Below are 21008 nucleotides of genomic sequence, written 5' to 3'. Positions count from 1 at the left end.
CCAGGCGTGCGGGCGCCACGCCGCCTGCACGCCGGTCATCAAGAGGAAACTGCAATGCAATATACATTCCCCGAAGGCTTCTGGTGGGGTAGCGCCTCGTCGGCCGCACAATCGGAAGGGGCTGCCAATGTGGGCGGCAAGGCACCGACTATCTGGGATCACTGGTTCGAGACGGAGCCACACCGTTTCCATGGTCAGGTTGGCCCGGCCAACACCTCCACCTTCTACGATCGTTATCGTGAAGACATCGCATTGATGGAACAGATTGGCCACAACAGCTTCCGCACATCCATCTCCTGGGCCCGGTTGCTGCCGGATGGCCACACCGTCAACCAGGAGGCCGTCGACTTCTACAACAAGGTTATCGATGAGCTGCTGGCCAAGGGGATCAAACCCTTCATCGGCCTGTTCCACTTCGACATGCCGATGTACTGGCAGGAGCAGGGGGGCTGGGAGAGCCGCGAAACCGTGGCGGCTTATGCCGAGTACGCAGCGATCTGCTTCAAACTGTTCGGTGATCGCGTCGCCTGCTGGATGACCTTCAATGAACCCGTTGTGGTAGTGGAAGGAGGGTATCTGTATGACTTCCATTACCCGAACCAGATGGACTTCAAACGGGCAGCCCAGGTGGCCTATCACATGATGCTGGCCCACAGTCTGGCGGTGAAGCGTTACCGCACACTTTCTCTGCCCGGCCAGATCGGCATCGTCCTGAACCTGACCCCCTCCTATCCGCGCTCTTCAAACCCGGCAGACTTGAAGGCCTCGTTCATTGCCGACCTGTTCTTCAACCGCGCCTTCCTCGATCCTGCGGTGAAGGGGGTTTATCCCCAGGAGCTGATCGATATCCTGCGCGAGCACGATCAGATGCCAGTTGTGCAAAGCGGCGACTGCGAACTGCTGGCCGCCGGCAAGATCGATCTGCTCGGCATCAACTACTACCAGCCGCGGCGAGTGAAGGCACGCATGACGGCCATCAACCCGGACTCCCCTTTCCTGCCTGACTGGTTCTTCGAGAATTACGAGATGCCAGGCCGCAAAATGAACCCTTATCGCGGCTGGGAAATATATGAGCGCGGTATTTATGACATATTGATCAACCTGCGAGATAACTATGGAAATATCCCAAGCTATATCTCCGAAAATGGTATGGGTGTCGAAGGGGAGCACAGATTCATTGGTGAAGATGGTCAGGTAAAAGACGATTATCGTATCGACTTCATTCGCGGCCACCTCCAGTGGATTCATACCGCCATTGCCGAAGGAAGTAATTGCCGTGGTTATCACCTGTGGACCTTTATTGACAACTGGTCCTGGATGAATGCCTACAAGAACCGTTATGGATTCATCAGCCTTGATTTGGAAAGCCAGCAGCGCACCGTCAAGAAAAGTGGTGAATGGTTCGCCAACGTCTCTCGTAATAATGGATTTTAAGGAGTCATAAATGATGGATCTTGAAGAAGCAGTCATGGGCATCATCGTCAATGCCGGCCAATCTCGCAGTCTCTGTTTCGAAGCCCTGCGTCAGGCTCGTGCTGGCCAGTTCAGCGAAGCGGATGCCTTGCTGCTCCAGGCCACCGACGCGGGGAAGGCTGCCCATGCCGTACAAACCAAACTGATTGAAGCCGATGAGGGCGAAGGCAAGACCAAGATGACACTGGTCATGGTACATGCCCAGGATCACCTGATGACCTCCATTCTGTGCCGCGAACTGGCCACCGAGCTGGTCGAGATCTATCGCCGCCAAGCCAGCTGACTTTAACTCATCGGATCGGGAGTCCGTGCTTTTGCCACCGTTATATACGGTGGCTTTTTTTATTCTGGTTATACCAGCCAGCCGTCATGTCTTTCATACCTTTTTCAGGCAATTTCAAAAATATGAAACTGTCATGACGCGATACCAGTATAAGTTTCAATATCTGTTTATGGCTATTCTGGTGCTGCTTGTAGTCATCAATAAAACACTCATTAATAAACACACAGGAATGTGGATAATATGCGTAAACTTGGACTGATGTCAGTATTGCTGATGGCGGGAGGATTATATTCCACTCAGGCATCGGCATGGTGGTGGAGCAATCAGGATTGGCAGGTCTCTGATGGTTGGCGCAATGGCGGGTCAGAATTCGACTGCACCTGGCGCGCCGCCAACGTCTGGATGGAGTCCGGCACGGCCATCCTCCATGCGAAATCCGACAAAGGGAACAAGAGCTGTGCTGAGCTGCGAACCTACAACTACACCCGCAAGGGTCGTTATGAGGTGCAGATGCAGGCAGGATCGGTGCCCGGCACCATCAGCTCCTTCTTTACCTATACCGGAGATGCAGGCACCAGCTCTCACTATGAAGTCGACATCGAGCTGATGGGGGGCACCAACCTGCTCCATACCAACGTCTGGATCCAGGGGCGTCAGTATCCCCAGGACATCGACCTGGGCAAGTACGGTATCTCCATCTGGAACATGGAGCGCTACGCCTTCAACATCGACGAGGCGGGAGTCACCTGGCAGGTCTTCAGCCGCACCCAGAACAAATGGGTGAGCGTGCGCCGCGAGAGCCGCCCCGTCACCAGCTGGATGCAGACGTTTGTGAATAACTGGATCAGCGCCAACCCGAGCTTCCCGCCCAGTTCCTACAACGGCCAGCCCGTCTACGCCAAATACAAGTACGCCAATGTGACGCCCTGGGAATGATCGCGATGGTCAACTAAATCCGGACACACGGCGGCATACCCAAAACCGAAGACACAAAAAAGCCCAACTGAATAAATCAGTTGGGCTATATAGATGGCGGAGGAGGTGGGATTTGAACCCACGGATGGTCGCCCATCGCCGGTTTTCAAGACCGGTGCATTCAGCCGCTCTGCCACCCCTCCGCAGCAGTGCGACGCATATTACCCATGCCCCCAGCCCTTGTAAATCCCCACTCCGTTTGTTTGCCCATTTATTGGGCTATCTGGCGCACAAAACCGGCAAAACCGCTGCAAACCGTGCTTTTTCAAGCGGATGGCTTGACTTGAAAACAGACTCACCCACTATAGGGGCCACTACCACATCCCCAGCAAGATGGACTTATGAGAATCAAACATGCCCTGTTCGCCGCCCTGACCGGCGCGACCCTGCTTGCGGCGCCCGTGCAGGCGAGCGAGCTGACCAAGAGCGATGTCGAGCAGATCGTGCGCGACTATCTGGTCAAGAATCCGGAGATCCTGGTCGAGATGTCCAACGCCCTGCGTGCCAAGCAGGAGAGCCAGCAGGCCGAGAACGACAAGACGCTGATTGAAGCCCATGCCAAGCAGCTCTTCGCCAACCAGGATCCCGAGAGCGGCAATCCCAAGGGCAGCCTGACGGTGGTGGAGTTCTTCGACTACAACTGCGGCTACTGCAAGCGCGCTCATCCCCTCATTCAGCAACTGCTCTCCGAGGACAAGGAGATCCGCTACATCTACAAGCAGTTCCCCATCCTGAGCGAAACCTCCTACTACGCCGCCCGCGCGGCGCTGGCGGTGAAGCTCGGCCAGCCCGACAAATACCAGGCCTTCCACGACAAGCTGTACGCCCATCAGGGGCCCCTCTCCGATGAAGCCCAGGTGAAAGACGTCGCCAGGGCCGCCGGCGTGGACTGGAGCAAGGTAGAGGCGAAGATCAAGGACGGCAGCATCGATCAGAATCTGGGTACCAACCGGGCGCTGGCAGAAGCCATGGCCATTTCCGGCACCCCGGCCTTTATCATCGGCGATCAGATCCTGCGCGGCGCACCGCGGGATCTGGCCAGCCTCAAGGCCATCATCAAGGATGTCCGCGCCGGCAAGAGCATTCAGTAACCCGCGCGCTGTTCATGAAAAAACGCCCCGGCATGCCGGGGCGTTTTGCTATTCAGGCTGCAAACCATCAGGCCTGATGGGCCGTCGCGAGAAGCTGTCAGCAAGGCGAAGAGCAGCGCTGGGACCCGAGTTTATATGAATAAATGAGGTTCCTGAGCAGCCCATGACCCTTGATCACGGCTTCGCAGCAGGGCCATAACCGTTCGGGTTCTGGCTTTGCCAGCGCCAAGTATCGATCATCATCTGCTCCAGACCCCGCTCAGCCTGCCAGCCCAGCTCGTCACGGGCCAGGGCCGGTTCAGCCCAGCACTCGGCAATGTCGCCGGGGCGACGGGGCTTGATCTGGTAGGGAATGGCACGGCCACTGGCTGCCTCGAACGCCTTGACCATCTCCAGCACGGAATAGCCCTGACCGGTGCCGAGGTTATAGGTGAAGACGCCGGTATCACTCTTGATGCGGGCCAACGCTTTGAGGTGACCGATGGCGAGATCCACCACGTGGATATAGTCGCGCACCCCGGTGCCGTCCGGCGTCGGGTAGTCGTTGCCAAAGACCCCCAGCTCCTTGAGCTTGCCCACGCCGACCTGACTGATGTAAGGCAGCAGGTTGTTGGGGATGCCGTTGGGATCTTCACCGATGAGGCCGCTCTCGTGAGCCCCCACCGGGTTGAAGTAGCGCAGCAGCACGATGGCCCAGCGAGGATCGGATTTGGAGAGGTCACGCAGGATCTCTTCGACCATCAGCTTGGAGCGGCCATAGGGGTTGGTGGCGCTGGTGGGGAAATCTTCCCGCAGGGGTACCGAGGCCGGATCCCCATAAACGGTGGCCGAGGAGCTGAACACCAGCCGGAACACGCCGGCCCTGGCCATCTCTTCGCACAGCACCAGGGTGCCGGTCACGTTGTTCTGATAGTAGGTGAGCGGGATCTGGCCGGATTCCCCCACCGCCTTGAGGCCGGCGAAGTGGATCACGGATACTATCCTGTGCTCGGCAAACAGCCGCTGCAGGCAGGCTCTGTCCAGAATGTCCCCTTCCACGAAGGTGACCGGCTTGCCGGTGATCCGCTCGACCCGTTTGAGCGATTCGGGGGAAGCGTTGGAGAGGTTGTCCAGTACTACGACCTGCTGCCCGGTACCAAGCAGCTCGACCAGGGTGTGGGAACCGATGTAACCGGCTCCCCCCGTCACCAGAATTGTCATTTTTTATCCCGTACTTTGCTGAAACTGGGGTTGAGTCTACCCGCACGACCCGCCCGGGAAAAGCTCGGGATACCAATGACGCCCGTCAATACTCCAGGCTCACATCCCCGCTGGCGGTGCAGGAACAGGCCAGCGCCACCCCGTTCTCGAGGTCCTGCGCGCTCAGGGTCATCACGCTCTGGCGCTCGATTTCGCCTTCCGTGGTGCAGCGACAGGCGCCGCACACCCCGGCGCGGCAAGCGGCCATCATGGTCTCCCCCGCCCCCTCCAGTGCTGCCAGCAGGGTCTGGCCAGGCAGTATCTTCACTTTCTTGCCGCTCTTTTTGAGGGTCAGCCAGAAGTGGTCGCTGCCGGCCGCAACTGGCGCCGAGCCCGATGCAGCAGCAGGCAGGCCGAACGACTCCTGATGCAACTGCCCGGCGGGCAGCCCGAGCCCGGCCAGCATCTCGCTCACCACCTCCATATAGGGGGCGGGCCCGCACAGATAGACGTGGCGTGCGAGCAGGTCTGGCGCCAGTTCCCTCAACATGTCCGGTGTGAGCCGGCCAACCCAAGGATGCGCCGTTGGCGCCTCTTCCCCTACTTTCTCCAGCACTAAAGCATGGCGCACGCCGGCATGAGCCTCGGCCAGCGAAGCCAGTTCCCTTGCGAAGATCACATCCCCGGGGGTTCTGGCGCTGTGAATAAAGCGGATATCTGCGTCCGGCCGCTTGGCGAGCTCGTCCCGCAGCATGGCCCACATGGGGGTGATGCCGGAGCCGGCGCTGAGCAGCAGCGGCCGCTCGCAGGGCAAAGCAGTCAGGTGGAAGTCGCCGAAGGGGCCGTCTACCCGGATCTCGTCCCCCACTTGCAGGCTCTGGTGCAGATGGTGAGAGACCAGCCCCACATCCTTGATGGTGACCTGCCAGAAAGGATCCTGCGGGCTGGAGGAGAGGGTGTAGGCGCGGCAGTGGGGCTTGTCGTCAATCATCGTGTGCAGGGTGATGCACTGGCCGGCCAGCACGGAGGGCAGGTTGCCAGCCAGGGGTTCAAATTGCCAGCTCGCCACGTCGTGGGTCTCTGCCCGGCGGGCTATACAGCGCAGGCTCAAAGAGGTGGAGGTCATCGCAAGGCTCCTCTTGCTCGGAAATAGCGTTGAAAAAAGGCGAGCCATCAGGCTCGCCAAAGGCTTACAACATGCTGAGCGTGTAAGGCTGTATCTTTGCTCAGGCCGCCAGGATCTCGGCGAGATCCGCGTCTGCCGTGGTGGTGCCTTTCAGGCCGAACTGCTCCTCCAGCACCTTGAGCAGGGCCGGGGTGAGGAAGGCCGGGGCGGTCGGGCCGGTGCGGATGTCCTTCACACCGAGCGCCAGCAGGGTGAGCAAAATGACGATGGCTTTTTGCTCAAACCAGGAGAGCACCAGGGTCAGGGGCAGATCGTTGACGCCGCACTCGAACGCGTCGGCGAGCGCCAGGGCCAGCTGGATGGCGGAGTAGGCATCATTGCACTGACCCACGTCCAGCAGACGGGGAATGCCGCCGATGTCGCCGAAATCGAGCTTGTTGAACTTGTACTTGCCGCAGCCCAGGGTCAGCAGCAGGCTGTCCTGCGGGATCGCCTTGGCAAACTCGGTGTAGTAGGCGCGCTCGGCACGGTCACCGTCACATCCCCCCACCAGGAAGAAGTGGCTGATTTCGCCAGCCTTGACCTTGTCGATCACCGCAGGAGCGGCCTGCATCAGGGCGTTGCGGGCAAAACCGATGGTGATGAAGTGCTCGAGCTCAACGTGCTTGAAGCCTTCCAGCGCTTGCGCCTTGGCGATAACAGCGGAGAAATCTTCCCCTTCCAGGTGGGTCACACCGGGCCAGCCGACGATAGAGCGGGTGAAGATGCGATCCGAGTAGTTGCCCACGTTCGGGTCGATGATGCAGTTGGAGGTCATCACCACGGCGCCCGGGAAGTTGGCAAACTCCTTCTGCTGGTTCTGCCAGGCGGAGCCATAGTTACCCACCAGGTGCGGGTACTGCTTGAAGAAGGGGTAGGCCAGGGCCGGCAGCATCTCGCCATGGGTGTAGACGTTGATGCCAGTGCCCCTGGTCTGCTCCAGGATGAGCTTGAGATCCACCATGTCGTGGCCGGAGACCAGGATGCACTTGCCCGGTACCGGAGTGACGCGTACCTGGGTCGGCTCGGGGTGGCCGAAGGCGGTGGTTTCACCGAGATCCAGCATCTCCATGATCTTGAAGTTCAGCAGGCCAATATCCATGGCGCACTTGAACAGGGGATCCAGATCGCAGGGATCCGTGCCGAGCCAGCTCATGATGCGATGGAATTCGGCGGCGACCCCGGCATCCTGCTGATCCAGCACCCGGGCGTGTTCCATGTAGGCGGCGGCACCCTTGAGGCCGTAGAGGCAGAGCAGGCGCAGCCCCATGATGTCTTCGTTGACCTCGTTCTTGCCCCGGTTGACCGCGGTCTGCGGCGCCTGGGCAAGCTGGGCCAGCAGATCGGCACCCGGCTCGAAGCTGGCTGCGGCGGGCAGTGTGTCGGCCTGCACCGCCAGCGGTGCCAGCTTGGCGGCCAGTTGCTGGCGATAGGCCAGCGCCTGGTTGACGTAGGCGACGATGCGAGCGGAGTCGAAGTTGACGTTGGTGAGGGTGGCAAAGAACGCCTTGGGCACGAAAGCGTCTATTTCGCTGTCGACGATGCCGTGCTCGCGGGCCGCCAGGGCCCAGGCGCTGAGCCCTTGCAGGGTATAGATCAGCACATCCTGCAGGTCGGAAGTTTCCGCCGTCTTGCCGCACATGCCTTGTGCATAGGCGCAGCCGTTGCCTGCCGGGGTACGAATAGTCTGTTCACATTGCACACAAAACATCATGTCTCTCCTAATTGGACATTTCAGTTATCTGTTTTGTGGCGATTCTATTCCCCTCCTGGAAAACTTAATAGGCATTCAATTTACCAATTAACATTTCATTGATGCAGATCAAATAGAAAAAAGCCGCCCAAATCGGGCGGCAAGCGGGTGGGAAATCAAGGAGAGACAACTCGGGTTTGCAACAACAGGGGCAATGATACGGGCCGGGGCATGGGCAGCCGGCCCCAGGTTCATCAGGCCAGATAGGCGCGCAGCATCCAGACCAGTTTCTCCTGCTGCTGCACATAGTCGGAGAGGATGGACGCAGTCCCTTCATCACCGGCATCGGCGGCCTGACCCAGGATGCGGCGCTGGGCAACCAGCAGTTCGCGGAAGCTCGCCAGCAGGGATTCCACGCAGGCACGACCGTCATGCAACCCCTTCTGCTCGGGGATGGCAGACACCTGGATGTAGTCGCTGAAGCTGTGCAGGGGCACCCCATCCAGGGTCAGAATGCGTTCGGCCAGGGCATCGACTTTCAGCAGCAGGTCGTTGTAGATCTCTTCGAATTTCAGGTGCAGCTCGAAGAACTGGTTGCCGCGGATGTTCCAGTGGAAGCCACGGACGTTCATGTAGAGGATCTGGTAGCTGGCCAGCAGCTTGTTGAGCTCGGCGGCCAGGGCTTGTGATTGAACGGTATCAAGACCAATGGGGCTCTTCATGATTCACCTCCAGGTGGTAAGCATTATCGGGAATGGAGTCAGCTTATCCAGAAGCAGACTCAAAGGACAATCGTCTGTGCCTTGCCGATTCATAGCCAATGGCTATCGTCGGCAAAAAATGCACCGGCTTTCATTGCTCAAGCCGTTCGATATAGAGGATCACCTCGCCGAGATGAATGCCGAACTTGCTGATCTTCGCGCGGTTGATCAGGCGGTCGTCGTCCAGCAGATACATCCAGTCATCAAAGCTCACCCTCACCACTCCCTCATCCGGCAGAGCCAGATCGAGTTGATAACGCCAATTGAGGGCAAAGCCCGCTGTCTTGCCTACCGCCTCCCCCACCACGTCTGAAGCCGTGCCGCGCCAGTGGCCATCCGCCCCCTTGCTCAAGAACCAGGTGCGGGTCTGCCGACGGCCATCATCAAAGTAGAACTGCTCGAACAGCTCCCCCTTGCCCTCTCGCCAGTGCCCCTGCATCTCGACCCGAAAGCGACTGGTCACTTCGCCGCTGCGGTCCGTCACCAGGCCATGGGCCACCAGCTTGCCATTGAAGAAACGGGCGAGATCCCAACCCGGCCGGGAGCCGCGATAATCGTCAAGACCCGCGCCGCAACCAGAGAGCCACAGCAGGGGCAGCAACCAGGCAAGACGCCACCAAGAAGAGAACTTCATGGAATACTCCATCAGGATTGGCCGCGCAGGCGGCGGGTCAGAGCGGGATCCCGGCTGTCGTCAGTCAGCCAGATAGCAAGAAACGCGGGGGCGAAGGCGGGATCATCGAGAGAGCCAAGGAGGCGATCTCGCAACCAGAAGTGGCCCGCCCCCTGCTCGTCCACATAAAAAACCAGCTTGTCGCCGGGGGCGACATCCGGCCAGAGCGTGGCCAGTCGAGCCAGCCAGCGTTGGCGCTCACTCTCGCTGCCAAGGCCGAGCCGCTGCCACTCGGCGGCGGTCGCCTCCAGCAAATCCTGGCGCTCGATGGCCCTCGCGTAGGTAATGCTGAGGGCCTGCGGGTAGCGCCCCGGCTGATAGCGGCCGCTCTCGCTGTAGAGGGTGGCGTCATAGAGCTTGAACCAGAGCCAGCGCATCTCCCCCTGTCCCACGGTGCGCAGCCCCTGCCAGGGGGCGGCAACGCTCTGGGCGGTCGCAAACAATGGCAGGCTCAAGGCCGCCAGCAGCAGGCTAGTTCCACCCCATGTGCCAACGGGCGGGATCCTCCAGTTCATGCCAGTCCATCTCCTGTTCCTGCAGGGTGTTGATATCCTGCATCACCACGCTCGCCAGATGCCCCTGGGCATCGCGCTGGCAGGCCACCACCAGGTAGAAACGTTCGGCCAGCTCGCACTGGCCATCCCTGGTCCACTTGGAAAACAACAAGGTGTCGGTCGAAAAGGTGTTCATCTCGTCTCACCCTCCAGCTTGACCGTTACCCACAGGAGTACGGGTAACCACCACATCCAGATCACCGCCAGCAGCACTGCGCTTGTCCAGATGCCCCAGGGTAAGTTTACTGCCCCCATGGCGGCCCCCGCCATATAGGAGGAGGCCCCCCCCACCATGCCGAACAGCCCCTGTTGCCAGCGCGGCAAGGGGCGAAGCCAGCGAAGGCCGTGGGAGAGGGTCAGGGCGAAACCGCACCAGAGCAGCAACAGCCAGAGCGGAAAACCGGACGGAAAGTGAAACAGGCCGAGGCGCCAGAGCAGGATGTCGAGCAGGCAGCCTGCCAGGGCGACCGGGATGAGGCGCCAGTCCTGCCCACAGCAGGGGGAGAAGATGAAATGGAGCAGCAGCATCCCGAGCAGCGGGCCCGGTTGCTGCCATGTCACCGCCAGCAACCAGTAGAGGTTGAACCCCAGCAGGTGGGCCCACTGCCACATGATCAGCGACCGCTTGCCGGCAAGTCCCCGGACCAGCCATGAGGCCCCGGCTTGGCAGCCTCCAGTTGCACCAGGCTGATGGCCCGCTCCCAGAATCCCCCTTCACAGTAGGCGAAGTAGAAGTGCCAGAGCCGGATGAAATCCTGGCTGTAACCGAGCTTGGGCAGCTCCGGGGCAAGCGCCAGGAAGCGTTCGCACCAGTGGGCCAGGGTACGGGCATAGTGGTGGCCGTGATCGTGCAGCCGTACCAGCTGCATGTCGGTCTCCCGCGCCAGCAGACCCGCCATCTGGGAGACGCAGGGCAGGCAGCCTCCCGGGAAGATGTAGCGCTGGATGAAGTCCACCCCGCGCAGATACTGGGCGTGGCGCTGATCGGCGATGGTGATGGCCTGGATCAGCAGGCGTCCGCCGGGCTTGAGCAGGCGCGACAACTGGCGGAAATAGTCGGGCAGGAAGGCGTGCCCCACCGCCTCGATCATCTCGATTGAGACCAGCTTGTCATAGCGTCCCTCCAGCTTGCGGTAATCCTCCAGCAGCAAGGTAATGCGATCTCCCAGCCCCTCCCGCTCGATCCACGCCTTGGCATAGTCGTGCTGGGCCTGGGAGATGGTAGTGGTGGTGACCCGGCAGCCGTAGTGACGGGCCGCATAGACGGCGAGACCGCCCCAGCCGGTGCCTATCTCCAGCAGATGGTCGTCCGGCCCAAGCTCAAGCCGCTCACAGATGGTGCGCAGCTTGGCCTGCTGCCCCTCCTCCAGGGTGGCATCCGGGTGGGGATAGATGGCGCTCGAATACTGCATGTGGCTGTCGAGAAAGCCCTGATAGAGGGTGTTGCCAAGGTCATAGTGGGCGGCGATGTTGGCGCGCGAACCGGTCAGGGTATTGCGATTGAACCAGTGGCGCACCTTGTTGAACGGGAAGCTGAGCCAGCCGAGGCGCCGTTCCAGGGCGTCGAGCAGCGGCAGATTGCGGGCCAGCAGGCGCACCAGTGCCACCGGCTCCGGGCTGGTCCAGAGACCCTCCACCCAGGTCTCTCCTGCGGCGATGCTGCCCCCCAGCAGCAGGCGGCGATAAAACGCCGGATCCTGCACCACCAGCTCGGCATGCAGGTCGCTGCCCGCCTTGCCGAAACGGTGACACTCGCTGCCGTCGTGGAGCACCAGCTGGCCCTGCTCAAGGCGCGCCAGCAATTTGAGCAGCAGTTGCTTGGCCCCCTTGTCGATGAAAGAGGCAGAGAGGGTTGATTGAGCAAGTTCCATTAGCGGCTCTCCGAATGGGTCAAGAGTGGGGTCGTTCGGTTGGGATGAACCCGCACCATGGGCTGCTGACAACACCAGGAAGCGGAATTAAGCGGGTGTGTCAGCGTCACGGGCGGCTCTCCGGATGGGTGAAGACGGGGGTGCGTTTGATAAAAAGGCGCAGGGCCTGCCAGTAGATCCCGAGCAGCACCTTCAGGGTCATCCAGGGCCAGCGAGCCAGCAGCGCCGCCAGCCCCTTGCGCGACAGCGGCGCGCGGCGCAGGGCCAGGGTGGCGTCAAACAGCTTGCTCTCACCGGATACGGGGTGGCTCTCGATATGGATCAGCGCCTCCTCTTTCGGCGCCCGGATGCGCCAGTGGTAGCGCATCCCCAGTCCCATGAAGGGGGAGACATGAAAATCCTTGTCATGGGGGGAGAGCGCCGCAAGATCCAGCAGGTAGTAGTGGCGCTCGTTCCAGGGGGTATTGGAGACCTCCGCCAGCAGGTAGCGGGTCTCCCCCGCCCGATCACAGAAATAGAAATTGACCGGGCTGAAATAAAACCCGAGGCAGCGCACGTTGCCAAGGAGCAGCACCCGCCCGCCGGGCTCCGCATCCCCCCCAAGGGCCGCCACCTTGTCCCAGACCGCCTGCTTGAGGGGCCCTTCGCTGCCCCGCAGATAGTCCTCGCGGCGAAACGAGAGCAGTCCGGCCCGCTCCACGGCAAACCAGCGCCCCTGCTCAAGCCCGGGCAGTTCATCCAGATCCAGCCCCAGCATGAAGAGGCTGTATGAAAAAGCGTGGGCCCTGGGGGCGAAGCGGCGGTGGCGCACCGAGCCTTGCCAGATGGCGCTGATCCCCTCCCCCATTCCCTCGTCCCCTTGCGTCAAGGCTGCGGCGCCGCTCATAGCTCGGCCCCGAAGCGTCTGGCCACGTCCAGGGCGCTGCGCACCCCGTCCTCGTGAAAACCGTTGTACCAGTAAGCCCCGCAGAAGTGGGTGCGCTGATGGCCACAGATCTCGCCCCGTCGCTGCTGGGCGGCGATGGAGCCCTGATTGAATACCGGATGATGATAGACGAAACGGCGCAACACCTTGCTCTCGTCCACCCGTCCACGGGGATTGAGGCTGACGCAGAAGGGCGCGGGGGAGCTTACCCCCTGCAGGATGTTCATGTTGTAGCTCACCAGGGGGCGCGCCCCGTCATCCTCACCGAGCTGGTAGTTCCAGCTCGCCCACGCCTTGCGGCGCATCGGCAGACAAGAGGCGTCGGTGTGCAGCCAGACGTCGTTGGCCTGATAGGGCATGTTCCCGAGGATGGCCCTCTCTCCGTCGCTCGCATCCGCCAGCAGGGCCAGGGCCTGATCGCTGTGACAGGCGAAGATCACCTCGTCAAAATGGGCCTCCTGCCCCTGGCTGGTGACCACGACGCCATCCGCCACCCGGCGCACCGCCTCCACCGGGGTAGCGAGGCGGATGCGCGACTGCCAGCCCGCCGTGAGCGGCCCTATGTACTCTCGCGAGCCACCCGGGATCACATACCACTGGGGCCGGTTCGCCACCTCCAGCAGCCCGTGGTTGGCGAAAAACCGCAGGAAGAAGCTCAAGGGGAAGGCACGCATGTCCGCCAGGGTGGAGGACCAGATGGCCGCCCCCATGGGCAGGATGTAGTGGCGGGCGAAATAGTCGCTGAATTTCCCCGCCTGCAGGAAGTCCCCCAGGGTCAGCTCGGGGGTCAGCTCCCGCTGGCGATGCGCGGCCAGCCAGGCCCGCGCCTCCCGGTTGAAGCGCAGGATCTCGGCGACGAAGCGATAGAAGCGCGGGCTCAGCAGATTGCGGCGCCGGGCGAACAGGGTATCGAGGTTGTGACCGTTGTACTCCATCCCCTCGGGACTCTTGACCGAGAAGCTCATCTCGGCGGGTTGGCGCCCCACCCCGATGCGCTCCAGCAATTTGAGGAAGTTGGGATAGGTGCGGTCATTGAAGACGATGAAGCCGGTGTCGATGGCATAGTGGCGCCCAGCCTGTTCCACCTCCACGGTGGCGGTGTGGCCTCCCAGGGTCGGCGCCGCCTCGAACAGGGTGATGTCATGCAGCTTGTGGAGCAGAAAACCGGCGGTGAGACCGGAGATACCGGAGCCGACGATGGCGATCTTTTTCTTCATGAAGGGCGTCCTTTCGAAACGAGTGTGCGGCCAAGGCGCAGCCAGAGCCCTGTCGGCAGGGCGCCGAGCAGGCGCAGCAGCCAGATGAAGCGACGGGGAAAGTGGATCTGGTGGCGACCGGCGGCAAGCCCCGTCATGATGGCGCGGGAAGCCTCTTCCACCGTCACCAGGCAGGGCATGGGAAAATCATTCTTGTCGGTGAGCGGCGTCTGCACGAAGCCCGGGCGGATCAGGGTCACCCCGATGCCCTTGCTGGCCAGATCCAGGCGCAACGTATCCGCCAGATAATCGAGGGCCGCCTTGGAGGCGCCATAGGCCTCCGCCCGTGGCAGGGGCAGCCAGCTCACCGAGGAGCTGACGATGGCAAGCCGTCCACCCGCCCCCAGCCGCGGCAGCAAGGCGGCCAGGGCGTTGCCGGTGGCAATGAGGTTGGTCTCGATGACCCGGGCAAACAGGGCGCCGTCAAAGCCTTCTGCCGGATCCATGTATTCACAGTTGCCCGCATTGAGAATGAGCAGGTCGAGGGCGGGCAGACTCGCGGCCACCCCGGCCATGGCGGCGCTGTCGCGCGCATCGAATCGCAAAGGGGTGATCCCCAGGTCGGCCAGTGACTGCAAGCGCACCTCGTCCCGGCCACAACCCCACACCTGCCAGCCGGCGCGCCGATAATCCAGCGCCAGCTGGCGGCCGATGCCCGAGGTGGCCCCGGTGATCAGCACCCGGCCGCTCATGTCCCCAGCCTCCCCTTGATGGCACGTACCACGGGCCCCAGCAGCGGCAACTGCTCGTAGAGCATGGCCCCGAGATCGAAGTAGTCCCGGTGCAGGCACACCTTGCCCCAGGAGTCGAACGTCAGCCGGGTGGCACCCTCGACCCTGACAGCCCGGCCACCGGCAATCCTGGGGTGGGAGAAGGTCATGACCCAGGCGAGCCAGGCTTCGTTGCCCGACTGCTGCTGACTCGTTATCTCGAAACTGCACTGGGCAAGGCGCTCATAAAGGGAGGAAAAGTAGCGGGTGAGCGCGGCCAGCCCCTCTATCCGGTGCGCAGGATCGATGAAGAGCACCTCATCGGCATAGACCTCCGGCAAGCGGTGCAACTGATGCTTGTCCAATTGCAGGTAGAGGATGACAAAGCGGGCCAGCGCGTCATTCATGCTAGTTTTTCTCCAGTTCGCGGAACATCTCGATGGCCCTCACCCGTGCAACGGCATGATCCACCATGGGGGCCGGATAATCCTGCCGCCCCTTGAGCCGCAACCAGTCGTGGGGCTCGTGGAGATAGGCAGCAGGCACATCCGCCAGCTCAGTGACCCAGGTACGAATGAACTCCCCTTGTGGATCAAATCGTTGCCCCTGGGTGGTGGGGTTGAAGACCCGGAAATAGGGCGCCGCATCGGCCCCGGTCCCCGCCGCCCACTGCCAGCCACCATTATTGGCCGCCAGATCCCCGTCGATGAGCCGACTCATGAAGTAGTCCTCCCCAAGCCGCCAGTGGATGTGGAGATCCTTGGTGAGGAAGCTCGCCACTATCATCCGCAGCCGGTTGTGCATCCAGCCGGTGGCGTTGAGGCAGCGCATGGCCGCATCGACCACGGGGTAACCGGTGCGCCCCTCGCACCAGGCGGCGAAGGCATCCGGATCCCAGCTCCACGGCAGGGCCGCCGTCTCCGGCTTGAAGGGGCGGTTCATGGAGAGGCTCGGGATCAGCACCAGCAAGTGGCGGTAGAACTCGCGCCAGATGAGCTCATTGAGCCAGACAAAACCGGGTTGGGCCTTCGACAGGGGCCGGTAGCCGAGACGCTGCTGCAGCGCCCCCACGCACTGGCGGGCACTGATGATGCCCGCCGCCAGATAGGGGGAGAGCACGGAGGTGCCCGCCAGCGCCGGAAAGTCCCGGGTCTCGCCGTAATCGAGCACCGCCTGATCCAGAAAAGCGTGCAACCGGCGGCTCGCCTCGGCCTCCCCCACCGGCCAGCGGGTGTCCGGCGTCAGATCCCCCAGCCCGTCGTCCACCCACTCCCGCTCGGCCAGGGGCAGCCACGGCAACGGCTCGCTGCGCGGTGCGGGGGCACGGTGAATGACGAAGCCATCCTCCTCGAGAGCCTTGAGCCAGGCGCGGCTGAAGGGGGTGAAGACCTTGAACATCTCCCCCGACCCGGTCAGCACCCGACCGGGCGGCAGCACGCAGCAGCCGTTGAACCAGTGGCTGGTCAGGCCCTGCTCCCCCAGCGCGGCGCTGACAGCGTGGTCGCGGCGCAGCTCGTCGATCTCGATGGCCTGGTTGGCGTAGAGCTGGCTCACCCCGAGCTCCCGGCAGAGCGCCGTCAGCGCCGTCGGCACCTCGGCAAAGGTCTCGACCCGCAGCAGATGAAGCGGAATGCCGAGGGCCGCCAGCTCGCGGCCCATGGCATCCACCTGTGCCAGCATGAAGCGCTGGCGGACCGGGGCCAGCTTGTGCGCCTGCCACTGGGTCGGCGAGACGATGAAGAGTGCGGCGACCGGTTCATCTCCGGCGCAGGCGTGGCGCAGGGCCGGGTTGTCGGCCAGACGCAGATCGTTGCGAAACCAGACCAGCCTCATGACGGTGTTCTCCCGCCCTTGCCCTTCGCCTTGGCAGTGCGGGGCGTCGCACTGACCTCTGCCAGGGTGGCGTGCCAGTTGCGGGCACGCCGCCACGGCTCATCGTAGAGGCGTCCCAGCTCGCCAAAGAAGCGGGTGCCCGCAGGCCATTCGGCGGCCTGGTCCTGCTTGCCGAGCCCGGCCCCCAGCAGGATCAGCCAGGGGGGAGTGGCACGCCCCTCCAGCAAGGTGGCATGGCGGGGCTCCACCGCCCCCAGCAGTTGCACCTCATAACCCTGACCGATGAGCTCATACGCAGCCCAGACCAGATCCAGCGGCCCCACCTGCCCCCAGCTTGCCAGGGTGACGGGGACACCCTTCTCCTGCTCGATGAGGTGGCGGGCGAAGCGGGTATGCAGCCAGCCGAGCCACACCTGTTGCAGCAGCTCGCCATCGGGGCGCTCGCGCCACAGCCCCAGCAGCCGCTCCACCAGGGGCTGCAGCACCCGGCTGCGCACCAGCTCGAAGGGGTAGCTCGCCAGCAGATCGCCAAGCTCGGCCTCCGCCTTGCGCTGGTTGAAAGCGAGCAGCGCCTGGCTGAACTGCTCCAGGGTCTGCTGCCAGTGATCGCTCACCGGCGCACTCTGGGGCTCGCTCAACAGCCCCTTCACCTGACCTATGCTCACCCCCCGCTCCAGCCAGCTCAGGATCTCGCCTATCTGGCGGATATCCTGCTCGCTGTAGAGACGATGGCCCTTCTCGGTTCGGGCCGGTTGCACCAGCCCGTAGCGGCGCTGCCAGGCGCGCAGGGTGACGGCGTTGACGCCGGTGAGGCGGGAGACCTCGCGAATGGGGTAGACGCCCTCGTCGGGGAGAGGCGCGGCGGCTTGTGATTCATCAGACATGAGAGAGTCCATCAGACGTTGGAAAGAGGCCCCGGTCATCCACCGGGGCCTGCACAGGGGGTTCAGAGCCCGTAGCGCAGCTTGAGCGTGTCGGGATGAAGGTCGAGGTAGGCCTGATCGGCCAAATCCAGCCACACCTTCACAGCCCGTAACGCAATTTCAGCGTGTCGGGATGGGGATTGAGGTACACCTGCTCGGCGAGATAGGGGTTCGGGTACTCGCGCAGGTAGTGGCGGATCAGGGTAAGGGGCACCAGCAACGGGAAGACCCCGGTGCGGTACTTGTCGATGGTGTCGCACAGCTCCTGCTTCTGGGCCGGGGTCAGCACCCGCTTGAAGTAGCCCTGCAGGTGCATCAGCACATTGGTGTGGCTGCGGCGGTTGGCCCGCAGGGTCAGCGCCGCCATCAACCCCTGGATGTAGCTGTCGGCCACCTCCTGCAGGTTGGCCTTGCCAAGGTTGGCGAGCAGGCGCCCCAGCGCCCGGTAGTGGGTGGTGGCGTGGGAGAGCACCAGGTACTTGTAGCGTGAATGGAAGCGGATCAGGGCTGAGGCGGTGATCCCCCGGGCGCAGAGCTGCTGCCAGTCGTGGTAGGCGAAGACCCGCAGCACGAAGTTTTCCCGCAGGATGGGGTCGCACAGGCGGCCATCTTCCTCCACCGGCAGCAGGGGGTTGGCCTCCATCAGCGCCTTGGCGAAGAGGCCGACCCCCTCCTTGGCGCTCCCCTCGTTGTTGGCGCCATAGATACGTACCCGCTCCATGCCGCAGCTGGGGGACTTGGCGCAGAGGATGTAGCCGGAGAGGAAGTCGAGCTGGCGTGCCTTCTGCTCGCTGAAGGCAATCAGCTTGTCGGTGACATCGAAGCTGCCGTTGCTTGCCTCGGCCCGCACCTCGCCCTGGCGTTTCACCAGCCGGATGGCGGCGCGGGGTGCCCCCAGGCCAATGGCCATCTCGGGGCAGACGGGGTGATAGTCGAAATGGGCACCCAGATCCCGTTCGCAGAAACTGGATCGTTTGTGGCCCCCGTCGAAGCGCACTTCCTGGCCGAGCAGACAGGCACTGATACCGACCTTGATCTTGTACATGATGAAGCCCCTTGTATAAGCCTTGAGTAAGTTATAGCAGTTATACAAAAAATTGGAAGCTGTATAACTATTGCGAACTGATACGGCCAGGGGGCGGCGGGCGGATCAGCCCCCATAAAAAAAACCCATGACCGAAGTCATGGGTAAAGGTGAAGACCCTGCAGGAAGGATGATCAGAAGCTGTATTTCACACCCAGGCTGGAGATGGAGCCTTTTTGCAGATCCCAGTTGCGATAGGTGTAGTCGGCGGTGAGGGCCAGGTTCTGGGTCAGCTTGTAGGCCGCCCCCGCCTTGAAGTCGTGCATGTCGTCGGTCATGTTGGCGTAGCGATAGCCGGTGGAGAGCTCGACGGCGCCGATGTCGTAGCGCAGGCCCACTTCTCCGTAGAGGCTGCCGCTCTTCTTGCGGGCCAGGGTATCCCAGCCGGAATGGTTCACATCGGAGGCCAGCTCCCGTTCCAGGCTGTAGCCCATCAGGCCGGTTTCACCGTAGAGGTTCAGGCCGGTGCTGAGGGGGGTGTAGACACCCATCCCCAGGCTGGAGATGGCCATGCTGTCGTTGCCGCTGCTGCGGGAGGTGTATTCGCTGCCGATCCGGCCATAGACATTGCTGGTGAAGCTCTTGGAGAGATCCAGGCTCAGGCCGCCGAAGTCGCGGTTCTCCCCATCCTTGCCACCGATGTAGTCAGACTTGGTGTGGGCCCAGGTGGCAGAGCCCTTGGCATAGCTGAAGGCATCTTGCGCCAGGACGGAGGTGGAAGAGAGACCGGCCAGAACCAGAACAGACAGTGCGATCTTTTGCATTTTGTTGACTCCATGGGTTGAGTTAGGCGGACCTAACTGGAATGGAGCCATTGTGACGGGCAAAGGGGGCAACGCCGAGGAGCAAGCTGTTGCCAAACCATGTCAGATGTAAGCGGATATTGCTGGCGGTTACCGGTGCAACACTCTGCGAGGGAGCGAGGGCTCCCCCGCCGTCATCCTAGCGGAACTCCACCTCGTCGATCTGCACCCGCACCAGCGGCTTGCCGGTGAGGCCGGCGGGGCGTGCCAGCTCGATGGCCCGGGAGGCGCGCGCCTCCCCCTTGCGCAGGTAGGAGTCAGGCAGGCGGTTCTCCCCGACCCAGAAGCGCACGGGCTCGCTCGAGAGCTGCACCCCGTCGGCGCTGAACAGGGTCAGGCTGCCGTTGACGCGCACCACGTTGCGACTGCCGGTGTTGCTCACCACGAACTGCAGGCTGAGGGGATCGTCCCCCGCCACCTGGTCCAGCTTCACCGTGATGCCGTCCCGGGTCGCCTGGGAGAGCAAGTCGGGATGGGCCATGGCCTGCTCGGTCAGCACCGGGGCCGCGACACTCGCCGTCACTGCCTGACCGGCTACCGTGGCTGCCGGCTTGACCAGCAGGTATTCCCAGGTGAAATCGTCATTGAGTTGCACCTGGCGACCATCCGGCAAGGTGATCTGGTGCAGGGGAGCCGCCTCGGCCAGCAGAGGGCACAGACAGAGGGCGACCAGCAGTCGGGAGAGGGGTTTCATGGGCAGGCACTCGATAAAGGATGCGAAGGGGGCAGTATAAAGAGTCGCGCCCTCCTTGCCTATGACCCCCCCCACGTTACGCCCCGGCTCAGATGACCAGGGGGTGGGGATCCTCCAGCGTGGCCAGATCCAGGGTCACCAGATCGAACTGGGCACTCCTGAGGGCCTTCTGGATGGTGGGCTGCATGTCGAACACCAGGGCCCGCAGCCGTTCGGGCACCCGGATCCTCGCAAGGGTGGTGACCCTGTCACCCAGGGTATGGAAGAAGACCTGGGCTCCCCCCAGCCCCATGTCCACCAGCATCTGCTCGGCCATGTCGACCATCCGCAGGTGCCGCCTGTCCAGGGAGGTCATATCGACAAAGCGCCGGCTCAGGCAGGCCTCCCCCACGTCTCCCCAGAGCGCCAGTTGCCGCTTGTGAAAGCCGTAGCGAAAATCCCGGTTGGTCATCCCCTGCTCGGCAAAGATCCAGAGGGTGTTGGCGGGCAGGCTGTGGAATCGGCGCAGGTACTCCCGCTTCTCCTCCACCGAGGCCGACATCAGCAGCGGCGGTCCCTCTTCATGTTCGAGCTGCTGGCAGAGGTAGCGCACCGGGTCGGTCACCTCGGCGAGGTGGCCCAGGTGGGCGCTGAAGATCATCTCGTCGGTCTTGAGCACCTGATGGGGGATGCCGTAGTGCCGGCAGTAGCGCTGTGCCCTGGCCACCGACTGGCGGCTGAGGGTGGGGTTGTCCAGGGTGATGGCGCGAAATCGCACCCCGCTGGCCCGGCACAGATCCATGCTGTAGCAGGATTCCAGTCGGCCGGAGAAGGAGACAAGCAGTTCGCTGTAACCGGCCAGGGTGTTGATGAGCCTCTGTTCCCTGGCTTGAAAGGTCTGATCGTATCCCCGATTCAGCGCAACGACATTGGCATCCATAACAACAACTCCGGATGATGAACTGGATACCATTTTGCCCGCCCCAAGCTGAATATACACTTAAAGAGTGCGGGTAAAACTGTACATTATTTGCTCCAAATCAACGCCTCCCCCACTTTTTTCGCTGCGAAGCGAAACTGGCT

General features: G+C 62.4%; 23 protein-coding genes and 1 tRNA gene. 4 read left to right on the top strand and 20 right to left on the bottom strand.

Annotated elements, in window-relative coordinates; all coding sequences use genetic code 11:
• Positions 1-54: 54 nt before the first annotated feature.
• From AB5Y53_RS03635 to AB5Y53_RS03625, 3 genes are all read left to right on the top strand, one after another.
• Positions 55-1434: a glycoside hydrolase family 1 protein gene (locus AB5Y53_RS03635; protein WP_323950440.1), complete on the top strand. Its 1380-nt coding sequence runs from the start codon at positions 55-57 to the stop codon at positions 1432-1434.
• Between the two features lie 10 nt (positions 1435-1444).
• Positions 1445-1756, top strand: a complete 312-nt coding sequence (locus tag AB5Y53_RS03630) for a PTS lactose/cellobiose transporter subunit IIA (RefSeq protein WP_010673336.1) — start codon at positions 1445-1447, stop codon at positions 1754-1756.
• Between the two features lie 240 nt (positions 1757-1996).
• Positions 1997-2692 (top strand): family 16 glycosylhydrolase, encoded by a 696-nt coding sequence (locus AB5Y53_RS03625; RefSeq protein WP_080560416.1) that lies wholly within the window; start codon positions 1997-1999, stop codon positions 2690-2692.
• Positions 2693-2786: 94 nt separating this feature from the next.
• Here AB5Y53_RS03625 and AB5Y53_RS03620 read toward each other — a convergent pair.
• Positions 2787-2874, bottom strand: a tRNA-Ser gene (locus AB5Y53_RS03620).
• A gap of 198 nt (positions 2875-3072) precedes the next feature.
• On the opposite strand from AB5Y53_RS03620, the gene AB5Y53_RS03615 reads away from it, so the two are divergent.
• A complete protein-coding gene (locus AB5Y53_RS03615) occupies positions 3073-3822 on the top strand; it encodes a DsbA family protein (protein ID WP_039041345.1) in 750 nt (249 codons plus the stop codon).
• Between the two features lie 174 nt (positions 3823-3996).
• On the opposite strand, the gene galE is transcribed toward AB5Y53_RS03615, so the two are convergent.
• The 19 genes from galE to AB5Y53_RS03520 form a co-directional block, all read right to left on the bottom strand.
• Entirely contained in the window at positions 3997-5022 is a 1026-nt protein-coding gene (gene galE, locus AB5Y53_RS03610) for a UDP-glucose 4-epimerase GalE (protein ID WP_052816338.1), read from the bottom strand.
• A gap of 85 nt (positions 5023-5107) precedes the next feature.
• Positions 5108-6127, bottom strand: a complete 1020-nt coding sequence (locus AB5Y53_RS03605) for an FAD-binding oxidoreductase (RefSeq protein WP_368181138.1) — start codon at positions 6125-6127, stop codon at positions 5108-5110.
• A 100-nt stretch (positions 6128-6227) separates the two neighbouring features.
• The gene (hcp, locus tag AB5Y53_RS03600) at positions 6228-7877 is read right to left on the bottom strand and encodes a hydroxylamine reductase (RefSeq protein WP_139736627.1); all 1650 of its coding nucleotides are present in this window, start codon (positions 7875-7877) and stop codon (positions 6228-6230) included.
• Positions 7878-8113: 236 nt separating this feature from the next.
• Complete coding sequence (locus AB5Y53_RS03595; protein ID WP_010673329.1) at positions 8114-8581, bottom strand: Dps family protein; 468 nt, start codon at positions 8579-8581, stop codon at positions 8114-8116.
• A gap of 130 nt (positions 8582-8711) precedes the next feature.
• A complete protein-coding gene (locus AB5Y53_RS03590; RefSeq protein ID WP_368181137.1) occupies positions 8712-9254 on the bottom strand; it encodes a DUF3833 domain-containing protein in 543 nt (180 codons plus the stop codon).
• Positions 9255-9265: 11 nt separating this feature from the next.
• Entirely contained in the window at positions 9266-9808 is a 543-nt protein-coding gene (locus AB5Y53_RS03585) for a chalcone isomerase family protein (RefSeq protein ID WP_069785031.1), read from the bottom strand.
• Positions 9765-9983: a TIGR02450 family Trp-rich protein gene (locus tag AB5Y53_RS03580; protein ID WP_010673326.1), complete on the bottom strand. Its 219-nt coding sequence runs from the start codon at positions 9981-9983 to the stop codon at positions 9765-9767. Before AB5Y53_RS03580 ends, AB5Y53_RS03585 begins: the two co-directional genes overlap by 44 nt.
• The gene (locus AB5Y53_RS03575; RefSeq protein ID WP_368181136.1) at positions 9980-10459 is read right to left on the bottom strand and encodes a DUF2878 domain-containing protein; all 480 of its coding nucleotides are present in this window, start codon (positions 10457-10459) and stop codon (positions 9980-9982) included. The genes AB5Y53_RS03580 and AB5Y53_RS03575 overlap by 4 nt, the downstream gene beginning before the upstream one ends.
• Before the next feature lie 2 nt (positions 10460-10461).
• Positions 10462-11718, bottom strand: coding sequence for a class I SAM-dependent methyltransferase (locus AB5Y53_RS03570; RefSeq protein ID WP_368181135.1), 1257 nt, complete (start codon positions 11716-11718; stop codon positions 10462-10464).
• Positions 11719-11824: 106 nt separating this feature from the next.
• Complete coding sequence (locus tag AB5Y53_RS03565; RefSeq protein WP_042017709.1) at positions 11825-12604, bottom strand: DUF1365 domain-containing protein; 780 nt, start codon at positions 12602-12604, stop codon at positions 11825-11827.
• Complete coding sequence (locus AB5Y53_RS03560; RefSeq protein WP_041214656.1) at positions 12601-13860, bottom strand: NAD(P)/FAD-dependent oxidoreductase; 1260 nt, start codon at positions 13858-13860, stop codon at positions 12601-12603. The genes AB5Y53_RS03565 and AB5Y53_RS03560 overlap by 4 nt, the downstream gene beginning before the upstream one ends.
• The gene (locus tag AB5Y53_RS03555) at positions 13857-14591 is read right to left on the bottom strand and encodes an SDR family NAD(P)-dependent oxidoreductase (RefSeq protein ID WP_368181134.1); all 735 of its coding nucleotides are present in this window, start codon (positions 14589-14591) and stop codon (positions 13857-13859) included. The genes AB5Y53_RS03560 and AB5Y53_RS03555 overlap by 4 nt, the downstream gene beginning before the upstream one ends.
• A complete protein-coding gene (locus tag AB5Y53_RS03550; protein ID WP_010673320.1) occupies positions 14588-15016 on the bottom strand; it encodes a nuclear transport factor 2 family protein in 429 nt (142 codons plus the stop codon). The genes AB5Y53_RS03555 and AB5Y53_RS03550 overlap by 4 nt, the downstream gene beginning before the upstream one ends.
• A gap of 1 nt (position 15017) precedes the next feature.
• Positions 15018-16442, bottom strand: coding sequence for a deoxyribodipyrimidine photo-lyase (gene phrB / locus AB5Y53_RS03545; RefSeq protein WP_368181133.1), 1425 nt, complete (start codon positions 16440-16442; stop codon positions 15018-15020).
• Positions 16439-17326: a MerR family transcriptional regulator gene (locus AB5Y53_RS03540; protein ID WP_042864296.1), complete on the bottom strand. Its 888-nt coding sequence runs from the start codon at positions 17324-17326 to the stop codon at positions 16439-16441. Before AB5Y53_RS03540 ends, phrB begins: the two co-directional genes overlap by 4 nt.
• A 139-nt stretch (positions 17327-17465) precedes the next feature.
• Positions 17466-18410, bottom strand: coding sequence for a DUF523 and DUF1722 domain-containing protein (locus AB5Y53_RS03535; protein WP_010673317.1), 945 nt, complete (start codon positions 18408-18410; stop codon positions 17466-17468).
• Positions 18411-18583: 173 nt separating this feature from the next.
• Positions 18584-19213, bottom strand: a complete 630-nt coding sequence (locus AB5Y53_RS03530; RefSeq protein WP_039041374.1) for an outer membrane beta-barrel protein — start codon at positions 19211-19213, stop codon at positions 18584-18586.
• Between the two features lie 178 nt (positions 19214-19391).
• The gene (locus AB5Y53_RS03525; protein ID WP_039041373.1) at positions 19392-19946 is read right to left on the bottom strand and encodes a DUF3157 family protein; all 555 of its coding nucleotides are present in this window, start codon (positions 19944-19946) and stop codon (positions 19392-19394) included.
• 88 nt (positions 19947-20034) lie between these two features.
• Positions 20035-20898: a hypothetical protein gene (locus tag AB5Y53_RS03520; protein ID WP_162726160.1), complete on the bottom strand. Its 864-nt coding sequence runs from the start codon at positions 20896-20898 to the stop codon at positions 20035-20037.
• Positions 20899-21008: the final 110 nt, after the last annotated feature.

The sequence above is a fragment of the Aeromonas sp. R7-5 genome, assembly GCF_040908015.1.
Lineage (GTDB): Bacteria > Pseudomonadota > Gammaproteobacteria > Enterobacterales > Aeromonadaceae > Aeromonas > Aeromonas caviae.
This window is presented reverse-complemented; position numbering and strand designations above follow the sequence as displayed.

What these genes read in the sequence shown, in the direction of transcription:
- AB5Y53_RS03635 (WP_323950440.1), top strand. Translation starts at nt 55, where the DNA reads ATGCAATATACATTCCCCGAAGGCTTCTGGTGGGGTAGCGCCTCGTCG.
- AB5Y53_RS03630 (WP_010673336.1), top strand. Translation starts at nt 1,445, where the DNA reads ATGATGGATCTTGAAGAAGCAGTCATGGGCATCATCGTCAATGCCGGC.
- AB5Y53_RS03625 (WP_080560416.1), top strand. Translation starts at nt 1,997, where the DNA reads ATGCGTAAACTTGGACTGATGTCAGTATTGCTGATGGCGGGAGGATTA.
- AB5Y53_RS03615 (WP_039041345.1), top strand. Translation starts at nt 3,073, where the DNA reads ATGAGAATCAAACATGCCCTGTTCGCCGCCCTGACCGGCGCGACCCTG.
- galE (WP_052816338.1), bottom strand. Translation starts at nt 5,022, where the DNA reads ATGACAATTCTGGTGACGGGGGGAGCCGGTTACATCGGTTCCCACACC.
- AB5Y53_RS03605 (WP_368181138.1), bottom strand. Translation starts at nt 6,127, where the DNA reads ATGACCTCCACCTCTTTGAGCCTGCGCTGTATAGCCCGCCGGGCAGAG.
- hcp (WP_139736627.1), bottom strand. Translation starts at nt 7,877, where the DNA reads ATGTTTTGTGTGCAATGTGAACAGACTATTCGTACCCCGGCAGGCAAC.
- AB5Y53_RS03595 (WP_010673329.1), bottom strand. Translation starts at nt 8,581, where the DNA reads ATGAAGAGCCCCATTGGTCTTGATACCGTTCAATCACAAGCCCTGGCC.
- AB5Y53_RS03590 (WP_368181137.1), bottom strand. Translation starts at nt 9,254, where the DNA reads ATGAAGTTCTCTTCTTGGTGGCGTCTTGCCTGGTTGCTGCCCCTGCTG.
- AB5Y53_RS03585 (WP_069785031.1), bottom strand. Translation starts at nt 9,808, where the DNA reads ATGAACTGGAGGATCCCGCCCGTTGGCACATGGGGTGGAACTAGCCTG.
- AB5Y53_RS03580 (WP_010673326.1), bottom strand. Translation starts at nt 9,983, where the DNA reads ATGAACACCTTTTCGACCGACACCTTGTTGTTTTCCAAGTGGACCAGG.
- AB5Y53_RS03575 (WP_368181136.1), bottom strand. Translation starts at nt 10,459, where the DNA reads ATGTGGCAGTGGGCCCACCTGCTGGGGTTCAACCTCTACTGGTTGCTG.
- AB5Y53_RS03570 (WP_368181135.1), bottom strand. Translation starts at nt 11,718, where the DNA reads ATGGAACTTGCTCAATCAACCCTCTCTGCCTCTTTCATCGACAAGGGG.
- AB5Y53_RS03565 (WP_042017709.1), bottom strand. Translation starts at nt 12,604, where the DNA reads ATGAGCGGCGCCGCAGCCTTGACGCAAGGGGACGAGGGAATGGGGGAG.
- AB5Y53_RS03560 (WP_041214656.1), bottom strand. Translation starts at nt 13,860, where the DNA reads ATGAAGAAAAAGATCGCCATCGTCGGCTCCGGTATCTCCGGTCTCACC.
- AB5Y53_RS03555 (WP_368181134.1), bottom strand. Translation starts at nt 14,591, where the DNA reads ATGAGCGGCCGGGTGCTGATCACCGGGGCCACCTCGGGCATCGGCCGC.
- AB5Y53_RS03550 (WP_010673320.1), bottom strand. Translation starts at nt 15,016, where the DNA reads ATGAATGACGCGCTGGCCCGCTTTGTCATCCTCTACCTGCAATTGGAC.
- phrB (WP_368181133.1), bottom strand. Translation starts at nt 16,442, where the DNA reads ATGAGGCTGGTCTGGTTTCGCAACGATCTGCGTCTGGCCGACAACCCG.
- AB5Y53_RS03540 (WP_042864296.1), bottom strand. Translation starts at nt 17,326, where the DNA reads ATGTCTGATGAATCACAAGCCGCCGCGCCTCTCCCCGACGAGGGCGTC.
- AB5Y53_RS03535 (WP_010673317.1), bottom strand. Translation starts at nt 18,410, where the DNA reads ATGTACAAGATCAAGGTCGGTATCAGTGCCTGTCTGCTCGGCCAGGAA.
- AB5Y53_RS03530 (WP_039041374.1), bottom strand. Translation starts at nt 19,213, where the DNA reads ATGCAAAAGATCGCACTGTCTGTTCTGGTTCTGGCCGGTCTCTCTTCC.
- AB5Y53_RS03525 (WP_039041373.1), bottom strand. Translation starts at nt 19,946, where the DNA reads ATGAAACCCCTCTCCCGACTGCTGGTCGCCCTCTGTCTGTGCCCTCTG.
- AB5Y53_RS03520 (WP_162726160.1), bottom strand. Translation starts at nt 20,898, where the DNA reads ATGGTATCCAGTTCATCATCCGGAGTTGTTGTTATGGATGCCAATGTC.